17 protein-coding genes are annotated in these 20,125 nt (G+C 42.9%); 14 read left to right on the top strand and 3 right to left on the bottom strand.

Annotation, left to right across the window (positions count from 1 at the left end; all coding sequences use genetic code 11):
* Positions 1-43: 43 nt before the first annotated feature.
* Entirely contained in the window at positions 44-466 is a 423-nt protein-coding gene (locus FET73_RS09250; protein ID WP_154223659.1) for a hypothetical protein, read from the bottom strand.
* A 140-nt stretch (positions 467-606) separates the two neighbouring features.
* Between FET73_RS09250 and pheA the strand changes: the two genes are divergently transcribed.
* The 8 genes from pheA to FET73_RS09210 all read left to right on the top strand — a co-directional run bounded on the left by pheA (position 607) and on the right by FET73_RS09210 (position 9,524).
* The gene (pheA, locus tag FET73_RS09245; RefSeq protein ID WP_154223658.1) at positions 607-1,695 is read left to right on the top strand and encodes a prephenate dehydratase; all 1,089 of its coding nucleotides are present in this window, start codon (positions 607-609) and stop codon (positions 1,693-1,695) included.
* A gap of 263 nt (positions 1,696-1,958) precedes the next feature.
* Positions 1,959-3,071, top strand: a complete 1,113-nt coding sequence (locus tag FET73_RS09240) for a Glu/Leu/Phe/Val dehydrogenase dimerization domain-containing protein (RefSeq protein ID WP_154223657.1) — start codon at positions 1,959-1,961, stop codon at positions 3,069-3,071.
* The gene (locus tag FET73_RS09235) at positions 3,071-4,234 is read left to right on the top strand and encodes an acyl-CoA dehydrogenase family protein (RefSeq protein WP_154223656.1); all 1,164 of its coding nucleotides are present in this window, start codon (positions 3,071-3,073) and stop codon (positions 4,232-4,234) included. The genes FET73_RS09240 and FET73_RS09235 overlap by 1 nt, the downstream gene beginning before the upstream one ends.
* A 50-nt stretch (positions 4,235-4,284) precedes the next feature.
* Positions 4,285-5,466 carry a thiolase family protein gene (locus FET73_RS09230; RefSeq protein ID WP_154223655.1) on the top strand — a complete coding sequence of 394 codons (1,182 nt, stop codon included), beginning with the start codon at positions 4,285-4,287 and terminating at the stop codon, positions 5,464-5,466.
* A gap of 2 nt (positions 5,467-5,468) precedes the next feature.
* Entirely contained in the window at positions 5,469-7,076 is a 1,608-nt protein-coding gene (locus tag FET73_RS09225; RefSeq protein WP_154223654.1) for a carboxyl transferase domain-containing protein, read from the top strand.
* A gap of 52 nt (positions 7,077-7,128) precedes the next feature.
* Positions 7,129-7,917 carry an enoyl-CoA hydratase-related protein gene (locus FET73_RS09220; protein WP_154223653.1) on the top strand — a complete coding sequence of 263 codons (789 nt, stop codon included), beginning with the start codon at positions 7,129-7,131 and terminating at the stop codon, positions 7,915-7,917.
* A gap of 116 nt (positions 7,918-8,033) precedes the next feature.
* Entirely contained in the window at positions 8,034-8,840 is an 807-nt protein-coding gene (locus tag FET73_RS09215; protein WP_154223652.1) for a TonB family protein, read from the top strand.
* A gap of 108 nt (positions 8,841-8,948) precedes the next feature.
* The gene (locus FET73_RS09210) at positions 8,949-9,524 is read left to right on the top strand and encodes a hypothetical protein (RefSeq protein ID WP_154223651.1); all 576 of its coding nucleotides are present in this window, start codon (positions 8,949-8,951) and stop codon (positions 9,522-9,524) included.
* Positions 9,525-9,574: 50 nt separating this feature from the next.
* Here the strand turns inward: FET73_RS09210 and mutS are convergent, their stop codons facing one another.
* A complete protein-coding gene (mutS, locus tag FET73_RS09205) occupies positions 9,575-12,142 on the bottom strand; it encodes a DNA mismatch repair protein MutS (RefSeq protein WP_154223650.1) in 2,568 nt (855 codons plus the stop codon).
* A gap of 220 nt (positions 12,143-12,362) precedes the next feature.
* Here mutS and FET73_RS09200 point away from each other — a divergent pair, with 220 nt between their 5' ends.
* From FET73_RS09200 to yaaA, 6 genes are all read left to right on the top strand, one after another.
* Positions 12,363-13,079: a methyltransferase family protein gene (locus tag FET73_RS09200; RefSeq protein ID WP_154223649.1), complete on the top strand. Its 717-nt coding sequence runs from the start codon at positions 12,363-12,365 to the stop codon at positions 13,077-13,079.
* Positions 13,080-13,095: 16 nt separating this feature from the next.
* Entirely contained in the window at positions 13,096-13,671 is a 576-nt protein-coding gene (locus FET73_RS09195) for a CBS domain-containing protein (RefSeq protein ID WP_179952205.1), read from the top strand.
* A 170-nt stretch (positions 13,672-13,841) separates the two neighbouring features.
* Positions 13,842-14,900: a recombinase RecA gene (gene recA, locus FET73_RS09190; protein ID WP_154223647.1), complete on the top strand. Its 1,059-nt coding sequence runs from the start codon at positions 13,842-13,844 to the stop codon at positions 14,898-14,900.
* 8 nt (positions 14,901-14,908) lie between these two features.
* Positions 14,909-15,376, top strand: coding sequence for a regulatory protein RecX (locus tag FET73_RS09185; protein ID WP_154223646.1), 468 nt, complete (start codon positions 14,909-14,911; stop codon positions 15,374-15,376).
* Between the two features lie 22 nt (positions 15,377-15,398).
* On the top strand, positions 15,399-16,673 hold the full coding sequence (bioA, locus tag FET73_RS09180) for an adenosylmethionine--8-amino-7-oxononanoate transaminase (protein WP_154223645.1): 1,275 nt from the start codon (positions 15,399-15,401) through the stop codon (positions 16,671-16,673).
* Positions 16,670-17,443, top strand: coding sequence for a peroxide stress protein YaaA (yaaA, locus tag FET73_RS09175; protein WP_154223644.1), 774 nt, complete (start codon positions 16,670-16,672; stop codon positions 17,441-17,443). The genes bioA and yaaA overlap by 4 nt, the downstream gene beginning before the upstream one ends.
* Positions 17,444-17,451: 8 nt before the next feature.
* On the opposite strand, the gene FET73_RS09170 is transcribed toward yaaA, so the two are convergent.
* On the bottom strand, positions 17,452-20,019 hold the full coding sequence (locus FET73_RS09170) for an EAL domain-containing protein (protein ID WP_154223643.1): 2,568 nt from the start codon (positions 20,017-20,019) through the stop codon (positions 17,452-17,454).
* Between the last annotated feature and the right edge of the window lie 106 nt (positions 20,020-20,125).

Here is a 20,125-nt window from a genome sequence, read left to right as displayed (position 1 = left end):
TAAAAAAGCTGTCACAGTATTGTGTGACAGCTTTTTAACCGCATCAGTCTATGTCGCCCAAGGCCATAGTGCCTTTGATATCAATGAATGCAAATTGTGCTTGCTTGTTGTTAGGGTATTTTATATTCAGTACATACCAGGTTTGCTCACCCTCAGGTTCTTCTTCAAATGACATGACGGTGTAGCTGTTTTTGTCGCTGCCTTCCTTGAGTTTGCTGATTTGGTAGCACATGCGATTCAAGATGGTGCGATCATCGCCTTCAGCTGATGCCACATCTTTGTACTTTCTTTCACGGTCACTGCCATTGTAAGCAATCAACCCTGCTGTTCCTGAATAGTCTCCCATTTTGTCGGCGCAAGCTTTGTTGATTTGATGGAAGTTGGCTTCTGCACGTTCTCTTGGTGTGCCTGATTCACCGCATGCACTTAATGTAAGGGCCAAGGTTAATATTGATAATTTTTTCATCATTCTCTCCTGTTTTTTTATTGGTGTTATCCCTTTAAACACATGGGTGAGTCTTTTACTGACATATTTTTTTGTTATCAAGAGACCAAGGTCATAATATTTGACTTACAATGCCAGTTAATAGATTTTTTTTTACGCACATGACACAAGATAACAAAGAATGGTTGTTGAGTTTAAGAACGAAAATTGACGGTATAGATGCAGACATTCAATCCCTGATTTCTCAACGCGCTGAAATAGCCAATGAAGTGGCTCAAAGCAAGTCAAAAGCTGAAACAGGAGGTATTTATTATCGACCTGAACGTGAAGCTCAGGTTTTACGTGAAGTGAAAGCGCGCAATGACGGCCCTTTGAAAGATGAAACTTTGGTGCGTTTGTTCCGTGAAATCATGTCAGCATGTTTGGCACAACAAAAGCCATTAAATATTGCTTATTTGGGCCCTGAGGGGACATTCTCTGAAATGGCGACATACAAATTTTTTGGTCATTCGGTTAAAGCCATGCCAGAAGCCTCTATTGATCAGGTGTTTGCAGAGGTTGAAGCAGGTGTGGCAGATTTCGGTGTGGTGCCAGTAGAAAATTCAACTGAGGGTGCCGTAAATAATACATTGGACATGTTTTTATCGTCACCATTAAAGATATGTGGCGAGTTAGATTTGCCTATTCACCACCATTTAATGAGTCAATGTAAGAACTTGTCTGATGTCAAGGTGGTGTATTCTCACCGGCAATCTTTGGCTCAATGTCGTGCTTGGTTGAAAAATAATGCACCGCATGTAGAAACAGTGTCAGTCAGTAGTAATGCAGCTGCAGCCAGAAAAGCCAGTTATTCAGATCATGCTGCAGCGATTGCAGGAGAGTCAGCAGCGGCGATGTATGGTCTAGAAATCTTGTACAGTGAAATTGAAGATCGGGCTGATAATGCCACTCGGTTTTTAATGATTGGCAAACAGGTTTTGAACAGCAGTGGTCAGGATAAGACATCATTGATGGTGTCAGCAGAGGATGAAGCAGGTGTGTTGTTTCATTTACTGAAGCCTTTGAATGACTGCGGTGTCAGCATGACGCGGATTGAGTCAAGACCATCCAAACAAGGCCGATGGGATTATGTATTTTTTATTGATTTAGTCGGTCATGTTGAGGATGAAAATATTGCCAAAGCAATGCGTCAAATGGAGCGATTCACTAAGCATTTAAAGGTTCTGGGTTCCTACCCACAGTCAGTCTGACATCAGTTCAGCCAAGGCGTGCAAAAAAACAGTTTTTATTGTATAATTGCGCGCCGATTGGCAGGCGAATCTAAAGCCTGCATTTTTCAAAACCTTCATTCAATCAAGTGGCTTATGCCGCTTTTTTCGTTCGAGGGGGACACCACGATTCACTGACAGCTGTGGACACCTTGGAATTCCTTGGGGCATCTTGGCTTGAATCATTCTAGAATATTAAGCAGACGATGAGACAAAGATCTGATCGATTCTGATGAGGACAAAACATGAATATTTTTGAGACCATCGACAAAACCGAACACGAAGAAGTGGTTTTTTGTCATAACAAAGATGTGGGCTTGAAAGCCATAATTGCGATTCACAATACGGTATTGGGACCTGCCTTGGGTGGTTTGCGTATGTGGCCTTATAAAACTGAGCAAGAAGCTTTGAATGACGTGTTGCGTTTGTCACGTGGTATGACTTACAAAGCTGCTGTTTCTGGTTTGAACTTGGGTGGTGGTAAATCTATCATCATAGGTGACCCTAAAACTGATAAATCTGAAGAATTGTTCCGTGCTTTTGGTCGTTTTATGGATTCATTAGGTGGTCGCTATATTACAGCGGAAGACGTTGGTATTGATGTGAATGACATGGAGTATGTGTTTCAAGAAACAGATAATGTGGTTGGTGTTCATCAAATGCATGGTGGTTCTGGGGATCCTTCACCGTTTACTGCATTCGGTACATACCAGGGCATCAAAGCCAGTTTAGAAAAAAAATATGGCAACCAAGAAGTGGGTAATTATACCTACGCAGTTCAAGGTGTGGGCCATGTTGGTTTCGAATTGGTTAAATTGTTGCGTGCCGATGGCGCCAAAGTTTTTGTCACTGATATCAACCAAGAAGCAGTAAACCAATGTGTTGAAGAGCTGGGTTGTGAAGCCGTTGGTTTAGATGAGATTTATGATGTTGATGCTGAAGTTTATGTGCCTTGTGCTTTAGGTGCGACGGTTAATGATGAAACCTTAGAGCGTTTGAAGTGTGACATCATCTGTGGTTCTGCTAATAACCAATTGGCAGAAGAGCGCCATGGAAATGAGTTAGAAAAACGTGGCATGATTTATGCCCCTGATTACGCTGTGAATGCTGGCGGTTTGATGAACGTTTCTATCGAATTAGAAGGTTATAACCGTGAACGTGCGATGCGCATGACACGTAATATTTATTACAACATCAAGAAAATTTATGACATTGCTGAGCGTGATGGGATTGCTTCTTGGCAAGCGGCTGATCGCATGGGTGAAGAGCGAATCCAAACCATGGGTCGTGTGAAGTTGCCTTATATGAACCAACGTAAAGTCAACTTTTCTGGTAGAACTAAAAGCGGTAACAGCTGATGAACTATGATGTCGCACTTTCAGAGGAATTAGAGCTGTTGAGAGACACCGTTCGTAAATTCACTGCTGAAGAAATTTCGCCTCGTGCAGAGCAAATTGACCTAGACAACTTATTTCCTGCTGATTTATGGCAGAAGATGGGTGATTTGGGCTTATTGGGTATGACCATTCCCGGTGAATACGGTGGTTCTGAAATGGGCTATTTGGCTCATTTGGTGGCCATGGAAGAGATTTCTCGGGGTTCGGCATCAGTTGGCTTATCGTATGGCGCACATTCAAATTTGTGCGTCAATAATTTATTCAAGCACGCCAATGAAGCACAAAAGCAAAAATACTTGCCAAAACTGTGTTCTGGCGAGTTTGTAGGCGCTTTGGCCATGAGCGAGCCAGGTGCTGGTTCGGACGTGGTCGGTTCAATGGCTTGTACAGCAAAAGAAGACGGTGACCACTGGGTCGCTAATGGCAACAAAATGTGGATCACCAATGGTCCAGATGCTGATGTGCTGATTGTTTATATGCGAACTGCTGGTAAAGAGGCCGGTTCAAAATGCATGACGGCTTTCTTGGTTGAAAAAGGCATGGCTGGCTTTTCTACGGCACAAAAATTAGATAAATTTGGTATGCGTGGTTCTAACACCTGTGAATTGGTGTTTGAAGATTGCCGCATTCCAAAAGAAAATATATTAGGTGAAGTGAATCAAGGCGTTAAAATATTAATGTCTGGTTTGAATACAGAGCGAGTGGTTCTTTCAGGTGGCCCAATTGGCATCATGCAAGCAGCATTAGATGCAGCGGTTCCTTATGTTGCTGAACGCAAGCAGTTCGGTCAGGATCTGGGCTCGTTCGGTTTGATGCAAGCCAAGATGGGTGACATGTACGCCAAAACACAAGCGTCGAAATACTTTGCATACGGCATTGCCAAAGACTATGACTTGGGCATTGAGTCAAGGTTAGACCCGGCAGCTTGTTTATACTTTGCTTCGACTTCAGCAGTGGCTGTGGCTTTGGAAGCGATTCAAGCATTGGGTGGAAACGGTTATATCAATGAATACCCAACAGGTCGTTTGTTGCGTGATGCCAAATTGTATGACATTGGCGCAGGCACAAATGAAATCAGGTTGATGTTGATTGGTCGTGAACTTTACCGTGATGCCAAAGCTTAAAAATTGGCTTAATATTAAATATCAGTTACAAATTATTTGAGAGAACAAACATGAGTGAAAACATTTACATTGTCGCTGCCAAACGCACAGCGATTGGCTCATTCCAAGGTCAATTTGCCAACACGCCTTCGCCACAATTAGGCGCAGCTGCGATTAAGGCCACAGTGGCTCAAGCGGGTATTGAAGGCGCTGATGTTGAAGAAGCGTTGATTGGTTGTGTTTTGCCTGCAGGTGTAGGCCAAGCGCCAGCCAGACAAGCTGTTTTAGGGGCCGACTTACCTCAGTCTGTTCGTTGCACCACCATCAATAAAGTGTGTGGTTCAGGCATGAAAACGGTGATGATGGCTCATGATGCGATCAAAGCAGGGTCAGCTCAAGTGGTATTGGCAGGCGGTATGGAATCAATGACCATGGCACCTTATGTCTTACCCAAAGCCCGTGGCGGTTATCGTATGGGCCATGCACAAATGTTAGATCACATGTTTTTCGATGGCTTACAGAATCCATACGACGGTAACATGATGGGCGTTTTTGCTGAAAGTTGTGCTGACAAATACACCTTCAGCCGTGAAGCCCAGGATGACTTTTCAGCCACATCGGTTAAACGTGCGATGGCGGCGATTGAATCCGGCGCTTTTGATGAAGAAATCACAACCGTTGACGTTAAAAACAGACGTGATGTTGTTGCGGTTTCAAAAGATCAAGAGCCACCGACTTGTAACTTAGATAAAATTCCAAAGTTGCGTCCGGCTTTTCGTCGTGATGGCGGTACGGTAACGGCTGCCAATGCATCAAAAATTTCTGACGGTGCTTCGATGACCTTATTGGCATCTGAAAGCTATGTCAACGAAAAAGGCTTGAAGCCACTGGCGAAAATTGTCGGTCATCATCAATATGCACATGCACCAGAATGGTTCACAACGGCACCAGTGGGTGCGATGCAGCAGCTACTTGAGAAAATCAATTGGACAGTTGAAGATGTGGATTTATGGGAAATTAATGAAGCCTTCGCTGTGGTCACTATGGCTGCCATGGAAGACATGAACATTGATCATGATAAAGTGAATGTACACGGTGGTGCGACTGCTTTGGGCCATCCGATTGGTGCTTCTGGTAACCGCATTTTGGTCAGTTTGATTTATGCCTTGAAACAGCGTGGATTAAAACGCGGTGTGGCCTCTTTGTGTATCGGTGGCGGTGAGGCCACTGCCATTGCTATTGAACTGGTGTAATCATGAAAATCATCAAAACGGCCATAGATTCGGCATCTTCGCAATTCAGTGAAAACCATGAATTCATGCGCCGTTTGGTGGATGAATTAAAAGGTGAGTTGAAAAAAACAGCCTTGGGTGGCTCTGAAAAATCACGCCAAAGACACACCGGTCGCGGAAAATTATTGGTCCGTGATCGCATACAATTGCTATTGGATCCTGGTAGCGCCTTTTTAGAAATCGCGCCTATGGCGGCCCATGGTATGTACAAAGATGCAGCCCCTGCTGCAGGTGTGGTTGCCGGTATTGGTACTGTGCATGGTCAACCGGTTATGGTTGTTGCCAATGATGCAACGGTCAAAGGTGGAACATATTTCCCAATGACGGTTAAAAAACATTTGCGGGCGCAGGAAATTGCTTTAGAAAACCATTTACCTTGTGTTTATTTGGTTGACTCAGGTGGTGCATTTTTACCACTGCAAGATGAAGTGTTTCCAGACAAAGAGCATTTTGGTCGTATTTTTTATAACCAAGCGCAATTGTCATCTAAAAATATTCCACAAATTGCTGTGGTGATGGGTTCATGTACAGCCGGTGGTGCGTATGTACCAGCGATGTGTGATGAAGCCATTATTGTCAAAGAACAGGGCACCATTTTCTTGGGTGGTCCACCATTGGTCAAAGCCGCAACCGGTGAGGAAGTTGATGCTGAATCATTGGGTGGCGCTGAAGTGCATTCAAGCCAATCAGGTGTGACTGATCATTTTGCAGAAAATGATGAGCATGCTTTGCAAATGGCACGCAACACACTGCAATTTTTGAATCGACCAGCACATGACTGGTTAAAACAAAAAGAACCGAAAGAACCCTTGTATCCAAAAAGTGACTTGTACGGTATTGTGCCTCAAAGTACGCGCATTCCTTATGATGTGAAAGAAATCATTGCACGTATTGTCGATGGCTCAGAATTCCAAGAATTCAAAGCAAAATACGGTACCACTTTGATTTGTGGCTTTGCCCACATCAATGGATATCCCGTCGGCATCGTTGCCAATAACGGCATTTTATTCGCTGAGTCTGCTTTGAAGGGTGCACATTTTGTCGAGTTGTGTAACCAACGTAAAATTCCTTTGGTGTTTTTACAAAACATCACCGGCTTTATGGTCGGTCAAAAATATGAAAATGCAGGCATAGCCAAAGACGGCGCCAAAATGGTGACCGCTGTTGCTTGTGCCCAAGTGCCGAAGTTTACCGTGGTTATTGGAGGTTCATTTGGTGCCGGAAACTATGCCATGAATGGCCGTGCCTATGGTGGACGCTTCTTGTGGATGTGGCCCAATGCCAGAATTTCAGTCATGGGTGGTGAACAGGCCGCATCGGTTTTGACCACAGTCAAACAAGACGGTATGGACAAAGCTGGCATTGAATGGGATTCAACTGAAAAACAGCAGTTCTTTGACCACATTAAAGACCAGTATGAAGATCAGGGTCACCCCTATTATTCGACAGCGCGTTTGTGGGATGATGGTGTGATTGACCCTGCTGACACGCGTCGTGTCTTGGCATTGGCCATAGAAGCCAGCACCCAAGCGGATGTCGGTGATGTGAAATATGGCGTCTTCAGAATGTAAGCTGATTGGCTTTCATGATTAAATTAGATTCAGCAAATTAACGAGATGAAACATGCAAAACTTTGAAACCATCACTTTAGAAAAATCAGCTGGCGTAGCCACAGTGACCATGAACAGACCGGACGTACACAATGCGTTCAATGAAGTGATGATTGCAGATTTAACCACTTGTTTTGAAGGTTTAAATGATGACAAAGAAGTTCGTGTGATCATTTTGCAATCTGCAGGACAATCTTTCTCAGCAGGGGCAGACATTAACTGGATGAAGTCTATGGTTTCTGCTACGCAAGATGAAAACAAGGCAGACTCTGAACGCTTGGCAAAGTTATTGCGTACCATTAATTTTAACAGTAAAGCCACAATTGCTAAAGTACAAGGCTTGGCGCTTGGTGGTGGTGTTGGGCTGGTTTGTTGTTGTGATATCGTTGTTGCTACTGAGGATGCCAAATTTGGTTTAACAGAAGCCAAGTTGGGTTTGGTGCCAGCGGTTATTTCTCCTTATGTCGTTGATGCCATGGGTACAAGGCATGCCAGACGATATTTCCAAACGGCAGAAATTTTTGATGCCAATACGGCTTTTCGTTTGGGTGTGGTGTCAGAGTTGTGTACAGATGCTGAATTGGGTGAAAAAGTGTCAAAACAGGTCAAATTGTTAAATTCAACTGGCCCATATGCAAAAGAAATTGGTAAAAAGCTGGTGATGAGTGTGGTTGGTAGAACGTTGCCTCAACAAAAGAAGTTAGATGAATATACCACGCAAGTGATTGCTGCTGTTAGGGTTTCTGATGAAGGTCAAAAAGGCCTGAATGCCTTTTTAAACAAAGAAAAGCCGCAGTGGTAATCAGTGAAATAAACACAAAATAAACAATATCACAAGTATATTTATTGAATTCTGTGACGCGGTTGTTACAATAAGCTTAATAAATTAGAAAATATAAATTTAAAAAGCGTTAAATAATGACCCATAAAAGCCTACCAATGATGATTGCCTTGGTGCTGGCGTCACCCACTGTGACCCATGCGCAAGAGGACAAAGAATCGCAAAAAGATGAAGCCAACCGCCCGAGTTGGTCTTCTGGTCTGCCTGAAAAACAAGACAAACCTGCCTCTATAACCAAGCCTGATTTTAAGTCTGACCTCAGAGAAGATTTAGACCTTGAAATTGACAGAAGTGATTTTGGATTCAAGCCAGAGCCAGAACCAGAGCCAGAGTCAAAACCTGAGCCAGAACCAGAACCAAAGCCTGAGCCAGAACCAGAGCCAGAACCAGAGCCAGAGCCAGAGCCAGAGCCAGAGCCAGAACCTGAGCCTGAACCAGAACCAGAACCAGAACCAGAACCTGAGCCTGAACCAGAACCAGAACCAGAGCCTGAGCCTGAGCCAGAACCAGAGCCTGAGCCAGAACCTGAGCCAGAACCTGAGCCAGAACCAGAACCAGAACCTGAGCCTGAGCCAGAACCTGAGCCAGAACCTGAAGCTACAGCTGAGGCTGCTGAGTACCAGTGGAAGATTATTGAAAATGCACCTTTGAATTACCCAAGTTCAGCAGCGCGTCAGGGCTTGACTGGTTGGGTGGATGTTTTGGTTACAATTAACCCTCAGGGAGATGTGATTGATACAAAAGCTGAAAATTATTCAAGAAAAGGTCGTGTTTTTGGTCCGCCAGCGATACAATCATTAAAGAAATACAAATTTGACCCGCCAGCTAATCAGGGTATCAACAGCAATGTGAGTCGAATTTATAAAATCGAGTTCAAGCTTTAAGCGTCCTAGAGTTAATTAGGCTCAGGCGTCGCATTTGAACTTTTGCGAGAACCGCAACTTGCCTAGCAGCAAGCTGCGGTTTTTTTTCTCAAATCAAGAGTGATTTTAATGCATGCATTTGATAAAGAATCTATCTGGTTTTCAGAGCCGCCGCCGAATAAAAAACTGCTAATGCCAGTATTTGCAGTTTTGTTGGGTTTTTTTGGTTGGATAGAAATTGTCACCTTTGAGCGAAGTATGGTGTGGGAGTTGACTATTTTTTCCGTTTTTATGTCGTTATCGTTGGGTGCTTTTTGGTGGTTATTGGATCAAGGTGGAGAGTGCGGAAGAAAATTAATAGTAGATAAACACGGTATTCAAAAAGACATTTACTATAAAGGTGCACTGCAACCAAACAGCTCTTACAGAATCAGTTGGTCTAATATGTCGTTGATTCAAATAGGTCACAGTTCTCGTTTGTCATCCGACAGCTTAGGTACTTCAGAAAAACATTACGGCACGTCAGGTGGTGTCATTCACATTCATACAAATGAAAAGGTCAGGTTGCTGGCTGCCAATGAATGGTTTGCAGAACCCAGTCAGTCATTGGCCTTTCTTGGTATAGATGATCACATCAACAGGAGTCATGTCTTGTCAGATGTGATCAAGGCTTTTGCTGAATGTGCCCAAGTTCAAATAAAATAATTCGTATTCAATCACTGGCATTAATTAACGCGCAACCAATTCTTGTGGAACTATTTAATCAATTGCCTTAAATGATATACCAAATCAAGTGCTTGTCTGGGTGTCAAATCATCGGCTGAAATGCTTTTGAGTTTCTTTTCAACTTGAGATTCAGGTGGCGCTGCCACTTCAAATAAAGAGGCTTGAATCGGCGCCTTATTCGATTCACTGTTTTCTAATTGGTGCAAATAACTTTTGGCTTGTTGCAAAGCAGAACTTGGCAAGCCTGCCAAAGCGGCGACTTGTAAGCCATAGCTTTTGTTGGCTGCGCCAGATTGAACGGAATGCAGAAAGACGATGCCTTCGCCGTGTTCAACGGCATTCAAATGTACGTTATCAACAGTTTTTAATTCATCAGCCAGGGCGGTGATTTCAAAGTAATGTGTGGCAAATAAACAGTAAGAATCATTCTGGTTGGCCAAGTGTAAAGCACAGGCATGTGCCAATGAAAGGCCGTCAAAGGTGCTGGTACCGCGACCAATTTCGTCCATCAAGACCAGTGATTTATTGGTTGCATTGTGAAGGATGTGCGCTGTTTCAGACATTTCAACCATGAAAGTAGAGCGGCCTCGGGTCAAATCATCACCCGCGCCAATGCGGGTAAAAATGCGGTCAATGTCACCAATTTCGGCAGATTGTGCGGGTACATAACTGCCAATACAGGCCATCAATACAATGATCGCCGATTGGCGCATATAGGTCGATTTACCGCCCATGTTGGGGCCGGTAATGATCAGCATTTTGCGCTTTTTATCGAGCACCAAATCATTGGGTTCAAAAGGTGTGTCTTGAATGGTCTCAACCACAGGGTGGCGGCCTTGGATGATGTTGATGCAGTTTTTTTGTACTAATTTAGGCTTACAAAAGTTTTGTGTCACCGCCCGTTCAGCTAGGTTACACAAACAATCCAATTGACTGATGGCATCTGCACAAGCCTGTAAGCTGACAATGTCGGGTTTGAATGCGGCCAATAAGTCGGTATAAAGCTGCTTTTCATAGGCCAAGGACTTTTCCTTGCTCGACAGCACTTTTTGTTCAAACTGTTTTAATTCGGGCGTGGTGTAGCGTTCGACGGCTTTCAAAGTTTGCCGTCGGATGTAATGTTCGGGTGCTTTGTCGGCATGCAATTTTGAAATTTCGATGAAATAACCGTGTACGCGGTTGTAGCCGACTTTTAAGCCGTTGATGCCAGTGGCTTCTTGCTCCTGAGTTTCAAAATCCAGCATGTACTGACCTGCATCGGTACTGATGCGGCGCAGTTCGTCTAATTCTTCATCATATCCATCTGCGATGACGCCACCGTCTCGAATCACCACAGGCGGATTGTCTTTGACGGCTTTTTGTAACAGTTCAATCAAGTGCGGGTGGGGCTGTAGGTCTGTCTTAATTTCGTCTAATTGGTTAGATTTAATACCCTGAACAGTATTTTGTAATTCAAGGACTGACATCAAAGAGTCGCGCAAAGCAACCAAGTCACGGGGTCTTGCAGTCGCCAGAGAAATGCGCGTTACGATACGTTCCACATCGGAGATGCTTTTCAGTTGTAATAAAATTTCATCATACAAATGCGCATCAATCAATGATTCAATGGCATTCAATCGGCTGCTCAAAGTTTCGCGACATCGCAGTGGCTGTTTAACCCAGCGACGCAGCTTTCTTGAACCCATGGCGGTGGCGCATTGGTCTAAAAAGCCACACAGGGTCAATTCGTCCAAGCCATCGGTGTGGTAATCAATTTCTAAATTTTTGCGTGAATTGGCATCGATGTGTAAATAATCATCCAACAATTCAATGTGCAAACCTTTGATGTGCGGTATGCTGCTTTTTTGCGTGTGCTGAACGTATTGCAACAAAGCGCCGGCTGCCGGTAAATACACTTCATCACCATTGATTCCAAAACCAGATAAGTCATGCACTTGGTACAGTTTTTTCAAAGCATGGCTTGCCGATTCAGCATCAAAATCCCATGGAGGGCGGGTAACACAAGGTAAATGACTTAATTGAGTTAATAAGACGTCGTTTTCGCTGATCAGTACTTCACTGGGTGCCAAGCGTGCTAATTGGGCATCCAAGGTGGCACGGTCTTCAATCTGCTGTACAGTAAATGCACCGTTACTTAACGACAAATAGGCAAGGCCATAGTGTGATTCAGTTGAATGATTGGCGCTGTGAACTGCCACCAATAAATTCTCATGGTGGGCATCCATAAGCGCTTCTTCAGTTACCGTCCCTGGCGTTAAGATGCGTTGCACCGCGCGTTCAACAGGCCCTTTACTGGTGGCCGGGTCACCGACCTGTTCACAGATGGCAACAGACAAACCCTTTTTGACCAGTTTGGCTAAATAGTTATCCGCTGCATGGTAAGGCACACCACACATGGGAATCGGTTCACCGTTGGATTTACCACGGTGGGTTAAGCTGATGTCCAATAATTTGGCCGCACGCAAGGCATCATCAAAGAACAACTCGTAAAAGTCGCCCATGCGATAAAACAACAACATATCAGGATAATCTGCCTTGATTTTCAAGAACTGCTGCATCATCGGTGTATGCGAGGCGTTTTTGGCTTGCTTAGACATATAAAGCTTTAAAATTCAAAGGCGAAATTTTAGCAAAAAACAGCGATTAATCATATATATGCATTGTTCATATAAATTCAGGCTTTCATTTGACCGTCAGAATCAACGGTTGTTATAATAATTAAGGTTCTCAATTAATATTCCTGGTGTGCTGAGTCACTCAACATAAATCAAGAAATCAAAGTGACATAGCGGTTCTGGGCTGTGATACGAGGTGTCTATGTTTTATTTGTTGTTTGGTTCAATCAGTTATTTGGCTTTCTTTTTTGCTTTCATTTATTTCATTGCTTTTGTGGCAGAGCAGTACGTTCAAAACCATTTGTCCTTGACTTCAAAAGATTTTGATATAGAAGCACTGTTGATCAATGTTTTTTTGATTATATTTTGGGGCGTTCAACACAGTGTGATGGCCAGGCAAAAGTTTAAAGATAAAATCGCTAAAATTATTCCTCCAACCATTGAGCGCAGTGTTTATGTTTTGGTTACTGCTGTGGTGCTTGGCGTGGTGATGTGGTTTTGGCAGCCTATGCCAGGTGTTTTGTGGCACTTTGATGGCCAAGGCATGGTTTGGTTGATGTGGTCAATTTTCTTTTTGGGGTGGGGACTTGTGTTGTTGTCTACATTTTTAACTGATCACTTTGATTTATTTGGGTTGCGTCAAGTATGGCTGGCATTTTTGAAACGGACGTATGTACCGATTCCCTTTTCTGAAAGGTGGCTTTATCAAGCCATTCGTCATCCCATGATGCTGGGCCTGTTGATGAGCCTTTGGGCGATCCCCGTGATGACGGTGACACATTTGGTATTTGCTGTTGGTATGAGCATTTATATTTTTATTGGTATCTATTTTGAAGAGAAGTCATTGCAGCATGACCTCGGAGAGGATTACCAGCAATACAAAAAACGCACCAAAAAGATTTTCCCTTACTTTTATTAACATTCGGGAGTTTAAAATGAAACAATTAAAATTGTTGACGGTCACTGACATTAATGAAGTGGCTAACCCAGAACATGACACCTCCATATCCACTGATTCTTCTGCACTGTTAATTTTTACAGACTTTCATGTCTACCACCCATTTGATTTAAGTCACATCGCGGGAGCCAGAGAGGCATTGAATTTGATGCAAGCGGCTCATGTTAGGATGAAGTTTGTTGTTGATGACGCGGGGATGTTTTTGGGTGTTGTCAGTACCGATGATTTAAACGAACAAGAAATCAACAAAAGGCAGGCCTTTGGACAAGCAGCTTCTGACATGACAGTGGTGGATTTTATGCGTCCCAAATCCAAATTAAAAGCCATTGAATACAGTGATTTATGTGAGGCTACTATTGCTGAGGTGATGGAACTGTTAAAATCACAAGGTTTACAGCATTGTTTGGTTGTGGACCATGCCTTGAACCAAATCAGAGGCGTCATTTCTAGCAGTGACATTGCCAGAAAGTTAAGGTTGCCTGTTGATATCAGTGAAGCATCAGACTTTAAAAGAATCTTTCAAGCGTCTAAACAACCTCGTATAAAGTTGTGATTTGATGCTGTTATAAATGCACAGCACCTTAATGTCATTAATTATTTTAATTCTCATGTTTTGAGAATGTTTGTCTATATCATTGGCAGCATGTAGAGAAAATTGACAAACATTTAAAGCATTTTGAATTTTGTCATGGTTGATAACGTGCGATAATACGGAGCTTGAAAATGAACAACCTCAAATTAGTGGAGCAAAATAAAGTGGATGACAACAAAAAGAAAGCCCTGGCAGCGGCTTTAGGACAAATTGAAAAGCAATTCGGTAAAGGTTCGGTGATGCGCATGGGTGATAACCAGGCATTAACCACGGATGTTTATTCCACAGGTTCATTGGGTTTGGATGTGGCATTGGGTATAGGTGGATTACCACGTGGTCGTGTGGTTGAAATTTATGGGCCTGAGTCCAGTGGTAAAACCACTTTGACTTTACATGCTGTTGCTGAATGTCAGAAAAAAGGTGGCACGGCTGCTTTTATTGATGCTGAACATGCGCTTGATCCGGCTTATGCTGCTAAATTGGGTGTTAACATTGATGATTTGTTGGTTTCACAGCCTGACACAGGTGAAGAAGCTTTGGAAATTTGTGACATGTTGGTTCGTTCTAATGCGGTTGATATGATTGTGGTGGATTCAGTTGCGGCTTTAACGCCCAAAGCTGAGATTGAAGGTGACATGGGCGATTCCCATATGGGCCTACAGGCACGATTGATGTCACAGGCGTTGCGTAAATTAACCGGTAACATCAAACGCACCAATTGTATGGTGATTTTTATTAACCAGATTCGCATGAAAATTGGTGTGATGTTTGGTTCTCCTGAAACCACAACAGGTGGTAATGCATTGAAATTCTATTCATCGGTACGTTTGGACATCCGCCGCATAGGTGCGATCAAGAAAGGTGATGAAGTGATTGGTAATGACACCCGCGTTAAAGTGGTTAAAAATAAAATGGCACCACCGTTCAAACAAGTCCAGTTTGAAATTTTGTATGGGCAAGGAATTTCCTTGTTGGGTGAGTTGATTGACTTTGGTGTGGCGCATAACTTGGTGTCTAAAGCTGGTGCTTGGTACAGTTATGGTGAAATTCGCATAGGACAGGGTAAAGAGAATGCCAAGCAGTACTTCCGTGATAACCCAGAACATGCACAAGAATTGGAAACCAAGATTCGAGACATATTATTACCTAAACCTGAAGATGTCGAAGAAGAAGTTGTTGCAGCTGAATAAGGCATGGCATGAAGGAACTGTCGCAGGCTGACCAGAAATACAGCCCAGAGTCTAAAGCCAGGGCTTCGGCCATTGGTTCATTAGCGATGCGCGAGCATTCAGCTTATGAATTGCAACAAAAGCTATTGAACAAAAACCACCCTGAAGCGGTGGTTTTTGCGTTGATAGCTGAGTTGCAAAAAGAAAACTTACTCAGTGATGCACGTTATGCAGAGAGTTACTGGCGTTCTCGAAGTAATAAAGGTTATGGGCCAATGCGTATTGAGCGTGAGTTAGAACAAAAAGGTGTCGCCAGTCGCTTGATACAAGAGGCCCTTTATGAGGCCGAAATAGATTTTGAAGCTTTGGTGCACCAAGTGTATGAAAAAAAATACAAAGGGCGAGCCTGGACTGACTTTAAAGAGAAAGCCAAGCGTCAGAATTTTTTATACAGGCGTGGCTTTCCTTCTGAGTTAATTCGATCAGTTGTAGATTAATCAATTTGGATTTAAAAGTAACATGGATTTAGCATTCGATAAAAAACACTTGTGGCATCCTTATACCAACCTTTCTGATCCCGCGGTGGTTTTTCCTGTGGTGTCAGCTGATGGTGTGCGCTTAAAGCTCGAGGATGGTAGAGAGTTGATTGATGGCATGTCGTCTTGGTGGGCTTGTATACATGGTTACAATGTACCGGAATTGAACCAAGCATTACAAGATCAAGCGGCACAAATGTCACATGTGATGTTTGGTAGTTTGACCCATGAGCCAGCGATTCGATTGGGCAAGCAGCTCTTGGCATTGAATGATGATGCCTTGAATCAAGTATTTTTTGCTGACTCTGGTTCGGTTGCTGTGGAAGCTGCAATGAAGATGGCAGCTCAATACTGTTACGCCAAAAACCAAAATAAAAAGAAACGATTTCTGACGTTCACCAAAGGCTACCACGGTGACACATTTGGTGCCATGTCGGTGTGTGACCCAGTCAATGGCATGCATACCATGTTTTCAAAGCTCATCAACAAACACCTGTTTGTTGATGCGCCAATCTGTGCATATGGTGAAGAATGGCAAGATGATTACTTGCTTGAATTTGAACAAACTATTACTGAGCACCATGAGGAACTGATTGCGGTTATTTTTGAGCCCATTGTTCAAGGTGTGGGCGGTATGTGGTTTTATCATCCAGAGTATTTGCGTCAAGTGCGTACTTTGTGTGATCGCTATGGTGTGTTGTTGATTTTTGATGAAATTGCCACAGGCTTTGGACGCACCGGTGAAATGTTCGCTTATCAACATGCGGGTGTGGTGCCCGATATTCTGTGTTTGGGTAAAGCCATCACGGGTGGTTATATGACACTCTCTGCTGTTTTGTGTCAAGAGCACATTGGTCATGGCATGGACAATAACTTCATGCATGGCCCGACATTTATGGCCAATCCTTTGGCTTGTGCTGTGGCTTCTGCTTCTATTGATTTGTTAATTAATAAAGACTGGCATGCTGAGGTGAAGCATTTGGAAAACCAATTGTTTGATGAGCTGCAAGCATGCTTGTCATTATCAGCTGTAAAAACAGTTCGCAGTTTAGGCGCCATAGGTGTGGTAGAAATGCATGATCGCGTGGATACTGACACTTATGTCGCTGCTTTTGTGGAGCAAGGGGTTTGGATTCGCCCTTTTTCTAACTTGATTTATGTGATGCCGCCTTATATCATGCCAGGCGAAGATGTTTCACATCTGTGCCAAAGCATTTACACGGTTATCAAACACATTACTGAAGAATTACATTCATGATTATTTTATTGTCTCCATCAAAAGGGCAGGATTTCGAACAAAATCCATATGTACCACATTCTTATCCTCAGCTTTTAGCGCATTCTGAACAGTTGATGACCACCTTGAAAAAGCTCAAAGTGTCGGATGTTCAACAATTGATGTCTGTCAGTGAAAATTTGGCTGAATTGAATGTGGACCGTTTTCAAGCCTTTAAAACGCCATTTATGTTAGGGCAAGCCAAACAGGCAGCATTGGCATTTAAAGGTGATGTTTATACAGGTTTGGATGCCGATACTTGGTCAGATATGGATTGGGCCATCGCACAAAAGCACATTCGAATTTTGTCAGGATTGTATGGTTATTTAAGGCCTTTGGATTTAATTCAGGCTTATCGACTTGAAATGAAAACCAAGCTGCAGCATGACAAATACGAGAACCTGTATCAATTTTGGGGTCATCAAATAACAGACACCATCAACAAAGAATGTGATGATTGGGTAATCAATTTAGCGTCCAATGAATATTTTAAGGCCGTTAAGAAAAAAGGCCTTAAAGCGCAAGTATTGACCATCAACTTCAAAGACACCAAAGACGGTAAAACACGAGTGATTGGTTTTTATGCTAAAAAAGCGCGAGGCCAAATGGCGCGGGCCATTATACAAAATAATGTCACCTCACCCGATGACATCAAGGGGCTCAGCTTCGATGGTTATCAGTTTGATGATAGCTTATCAGAAGGTTTGAATTGGGTCTTTGAACGTCAACAGCCGCCCCCTGTAAACGGCTGATTGTGGGATTATAAAAACAGGGCTTTTTTTTCAAACTCTGATACCTTTTGTGGTTTGGCGTAATAAAACCCTTGAAAGAAATGGCACTGTTCTTTTTTTAAGAAATCGACTTGCTCTTGGTTTTCAACTCCTTCAGCTACCACATCAAAGTTCATTTCTTTGGCCATTCCTAATATGGTTCTAACAATGGTGGTGCTGTTATTGTCATGGGGTATGTCTTTAATAAAGGCACGGTCAATTTTTATTTTATCTAAGGGTAACTGCCTGATGTAGTTAAATGAAGAATACCCTGTGCCAAAGTCATCAATAGAAATTCTGATACCCAGTTGTTTCAATTCTTTTAAAATTCGGATGGATCGTTTGGTTTCTCTCATTAATACAGATTCGGTTACTTCAATTTCTAAAAAATTTCTGGGGATATCATATCGCTGAATAAGTTCAGAAACTTTGGGCAAAAAGAGGTCGTCTCGGATTTGAATTACGGAGAGGTTAACAGCAACAAAAAATGGTTTGTTAGACTGTTTTTTCCATTCACTGATTTGTATGCAAGCTTGCTCCAATGCCCAAAACCCAAGGTCTAAAATAATGTGTGTTTTCTCGGCAATGGGAATAAAGTCACTGGGTAATATTGACCCTTTTTTGGGGTGGTCCCAACGCATTAAAGCCTCTGAACCCGCAGTTTCTCCTGTATTTGAATCAATAATGGGCTGGTAGACCAAATGGATTTGATTCCTTTCCAGTGCACGCCTCAGTTCGTTTTCTAGCTCATGGGATTTGATGACAGCCCTTTCAAGGCGATTTCGAAATGTGACCACGCGATTACCGCCATTGGCTTTGGCTTCATACATGGCAGTATCGGCCCTTTGAATCAAAACATTTTGGTTGGTGCCGTCACGAGGGTAAATCACCATGCCTATGCTGCTGGTGATGTGAAACTTTCGTTCTTTGATGTGAAAGGCTTCGGCTATAGATGATAATATTTGGTCGCAAATAGAAAGGGCTTCCTTTTCCGCTGATTCTGTGTCTGTTCCTAGCTCTGATAGCTCAACAATAAACTCATCTCCTCCCAGTCTGGCTATGGTATCCCCTTGACCTACAATTTTTTGTAATCGAGTGGCCATTTGTTTAATCATCATGTCGCCAATGTGATGGCCTTGTGAATCGTTGATGGTTTTGAAGTTGTCAATGTCCAAAAACAAAATGGCACCGTGATGGTGATGTTGTGATGCACGTGCCAAAGAATGGTTTAACCTGTCATTTAACAGTATGCGATTAGGTAAGTCTGTCAGTGCATCATGTTGGGCCATAAACTTGATTTTTTCTTCAAATTTTTTCGCTTCCGTGATATCAACACCCACTGTAAGTATGGCAGGTGACTCGTCATGCCTGCCCAAGAAAGGCATTCTAGACAGGTACAAAACATGTTCTTGACCACTGAAGTCATCAGTAGTCAGTTCTTTATGGATGGGTTGGGAGTTTCTGGGATTGATTAAAATTTGGTTGTTGAAAAAAGGTTCATACTCTGGGTGTGTGGTCACTAATTTTTCACTGTTGATTGACTCAAAGGCTTTGGTGGTCAGTCCAAAGAAATGACTGGCTGTTTCATTGGCTAAAAGAATGTCACCATTGATGTCAACAACGTAGATGATATGTGGAACCAAGTTGATGATTTGTTGTAACTGTTCTTCACGCCCAGTTAATTCCAGCACCCTCAGATTAACTTGTTTTTTGAAAAGAGTAGCAAATCCCAATGCCAAAATTGCAATGATGCCAACAACCAACAGCATTGGCCAAACCCAAGGTGGAAAAATCTCATCACCCTCCACTTGGAGCCACTTTATTCTCGCAGAATAATAGAGTGAGTTTTTGTCGGCTTTCCATTTTGAAATGGACTGGTCGTAAATGTTCAGCAATGACTGCTCATGCCCCTTGGGAATGGCGACAAAGACCTTGAAGGGGTTAAACACCACACTGCTACCAAGAATCTGTGTGTTTTTAACATATTCAATACCGACCAAGTTGTTTGAAACGCCGCCATCCACTTGTTTGCTTTGGATTAACTCAAATATTTCTGGGTAAGAATTCACTTCCTGAATTTGACAGTCGACTTCGAATTGTTGGCATTGATTAAGTAGATTGATGGCATTGATGTCACCTTTCATGGCCGCGATGGTTTTGTTGCTTAGGTCAAAAATATTTTCAATATCGGAGTCCAAAGGGAGGAACACCTGCCCCCAAACAGTAATGAAGCTTTGTTCGGAAAAGTTTAAATAACCCGCTCGATCTTCGTTGTAGCCAGCTGAAGTGATCATGTCAATTTGGTCTTTTTTTGACAATTCGAGCAAGGTGGGCCACTCTTCATGCACCCAAGTGATGTTGAATTGATGGTCTTGCGCCATTTGGTTCATTAAATCGACCAACAGACCTTCAGCTTGGTTGGTGTCGGGGTTTAAAAATACCAAGGGTGGGCTAGAAAAATATCCGACACGATAATCATTTCCTTTTAACTCTTGTGCATCCGTTGAAAAAGAGTAGTTAAGAAATAAAAAAATGATGAAAATGTATCTAAAAGTCATTCTGTGGCCACACCGTCGTTAGCCTATCATCATACTACAGATTGTTGCCAAAAAATAGAGTCACTTGGTTGCTGGGTCAGTGGCCTACCAGTGGGCCCATAAGGTT

Source organism: Marinicella rhabdoformis, assembly GCF_009671245.1.
Taxonomy (GTDB): domain Bacteria; phylum Pseudomonadota; class Gammaproteobacteria; order Xanthomonadales; family Marinicellaceae; genus Marinicella; species Marinicella rhabdoformis.
Note: the sequence above shows the minus strand (reverse complement) of the source record. Positions and strands in the feature narration are given on the sequence as shown.

Coding starts and splice junctions, on each gene's coding strand:
- FET73_RS09250 (WP_154223659.1), bottom strand. CDS start 466: ATGAAAAAATTATCAATATTAACCTTGGCCCTTACATTAAGTGCATGC.
- pheA (WP_154223658.1), top strand. CDS start 607: ATGACACAAGATAACAAAGAATGGTTGTTGAGTTTAAGAACGAAAATT.
- FET73_RS09240 (WP_154223657.1), top strand. CDS start 1,959: ATGAATATTTTTGAGACCATCGACAAAACCGAACACGAAGAAGTGGTT.
- FET73_RS09235 (WP_154223656.1), top strand. CDS start 3,071: ATGAACTATGATGTCGCACTTTCAGAGGAATTAGAGCTGTTGAGAGAC.
- FET73_RS09230 (WP_154223655.1), top strand. CDS start 4,285: ATGAGTGAAAACATTTACATTGTCGCTGCCAAACGCACAGCGATTGGC.
- FET73_RS09225 (WP_154223654.1), top strand. CDS start 5,469: ATGAAAATCATCAAAACGGCCATAGATTCGGCATCTTCGCAATTCAGT.
- FET73_RS09220 (WP_154223653.1), top strand. CDS start 7,129: ATGCAAAACTTTGAAACCATCACTTTAGAAAAATCAGCTGGCGTAGCC.
- FET73_RS09215 (WP_154223652.1), top strand. CDS start 8,034: ATGACCCATAAAAGCCTACCAATGATGATTGCCTTGGTGCTGGCGTCA.
- FET73_RS09210 (WP_154223651.1), top strand. CDS start 8,949: ATGCATGCATTTGATAAAGAATCTATCTGGTTTTCAGAGCCGCCGCCG.
- mutS (WP_154223650.1), bottom strand. CDS start 12,142: ATGTCTAAGCAAGCCAAAAACGCCTCGCATACACCGATGATGCAGCAG.
- FET73_RS09200 (WP_154223649.1), top strand. CDS start 12,363: ATGTTTTATTTGTTGTTTGGTTCAATCAGTTATTTGGCTTTCTTTTTT.
- FET73_RS09195 (WP_179952205.1), top strand. CDS start 13,096: ATGAAACAATTAAAATTGTTGACGGTCACTGACATTAATGAAGTGGCT.
- recA (WP_154223647.1), top strand. CDS start 13,842: ATGAACAACCTCAAATTAGTGGAGCAAAATAAAGTGGATGACAACAAA.
- FET73_RS09185 (WP_154223646.1), top strand. CDS start 14,909: ATGAAGGAACTGTCGCAGGCTGACCAGAAATACAGCCCAGAGTCTAAA.
- bioA (WP_154223645.1), top strand. CDS start 15,399: ATGGATTTAGCATTCGATAAAAAACACTTGTGGCATCCTTATACCAAC.
- yaaA (WP_154223644.1), top strand. CDS start 16,670: ATGATTATTTTATTGTCTCCATCAAAAGGGCAGGATTTCGAACAAAAT.
- FET73_RS09170 (WP_154223643.1), bottom strand. CDS start 20,019: ATGACTTTTAGATACATTTTCATCATTTTTTTATTTCTTAACTACTCT.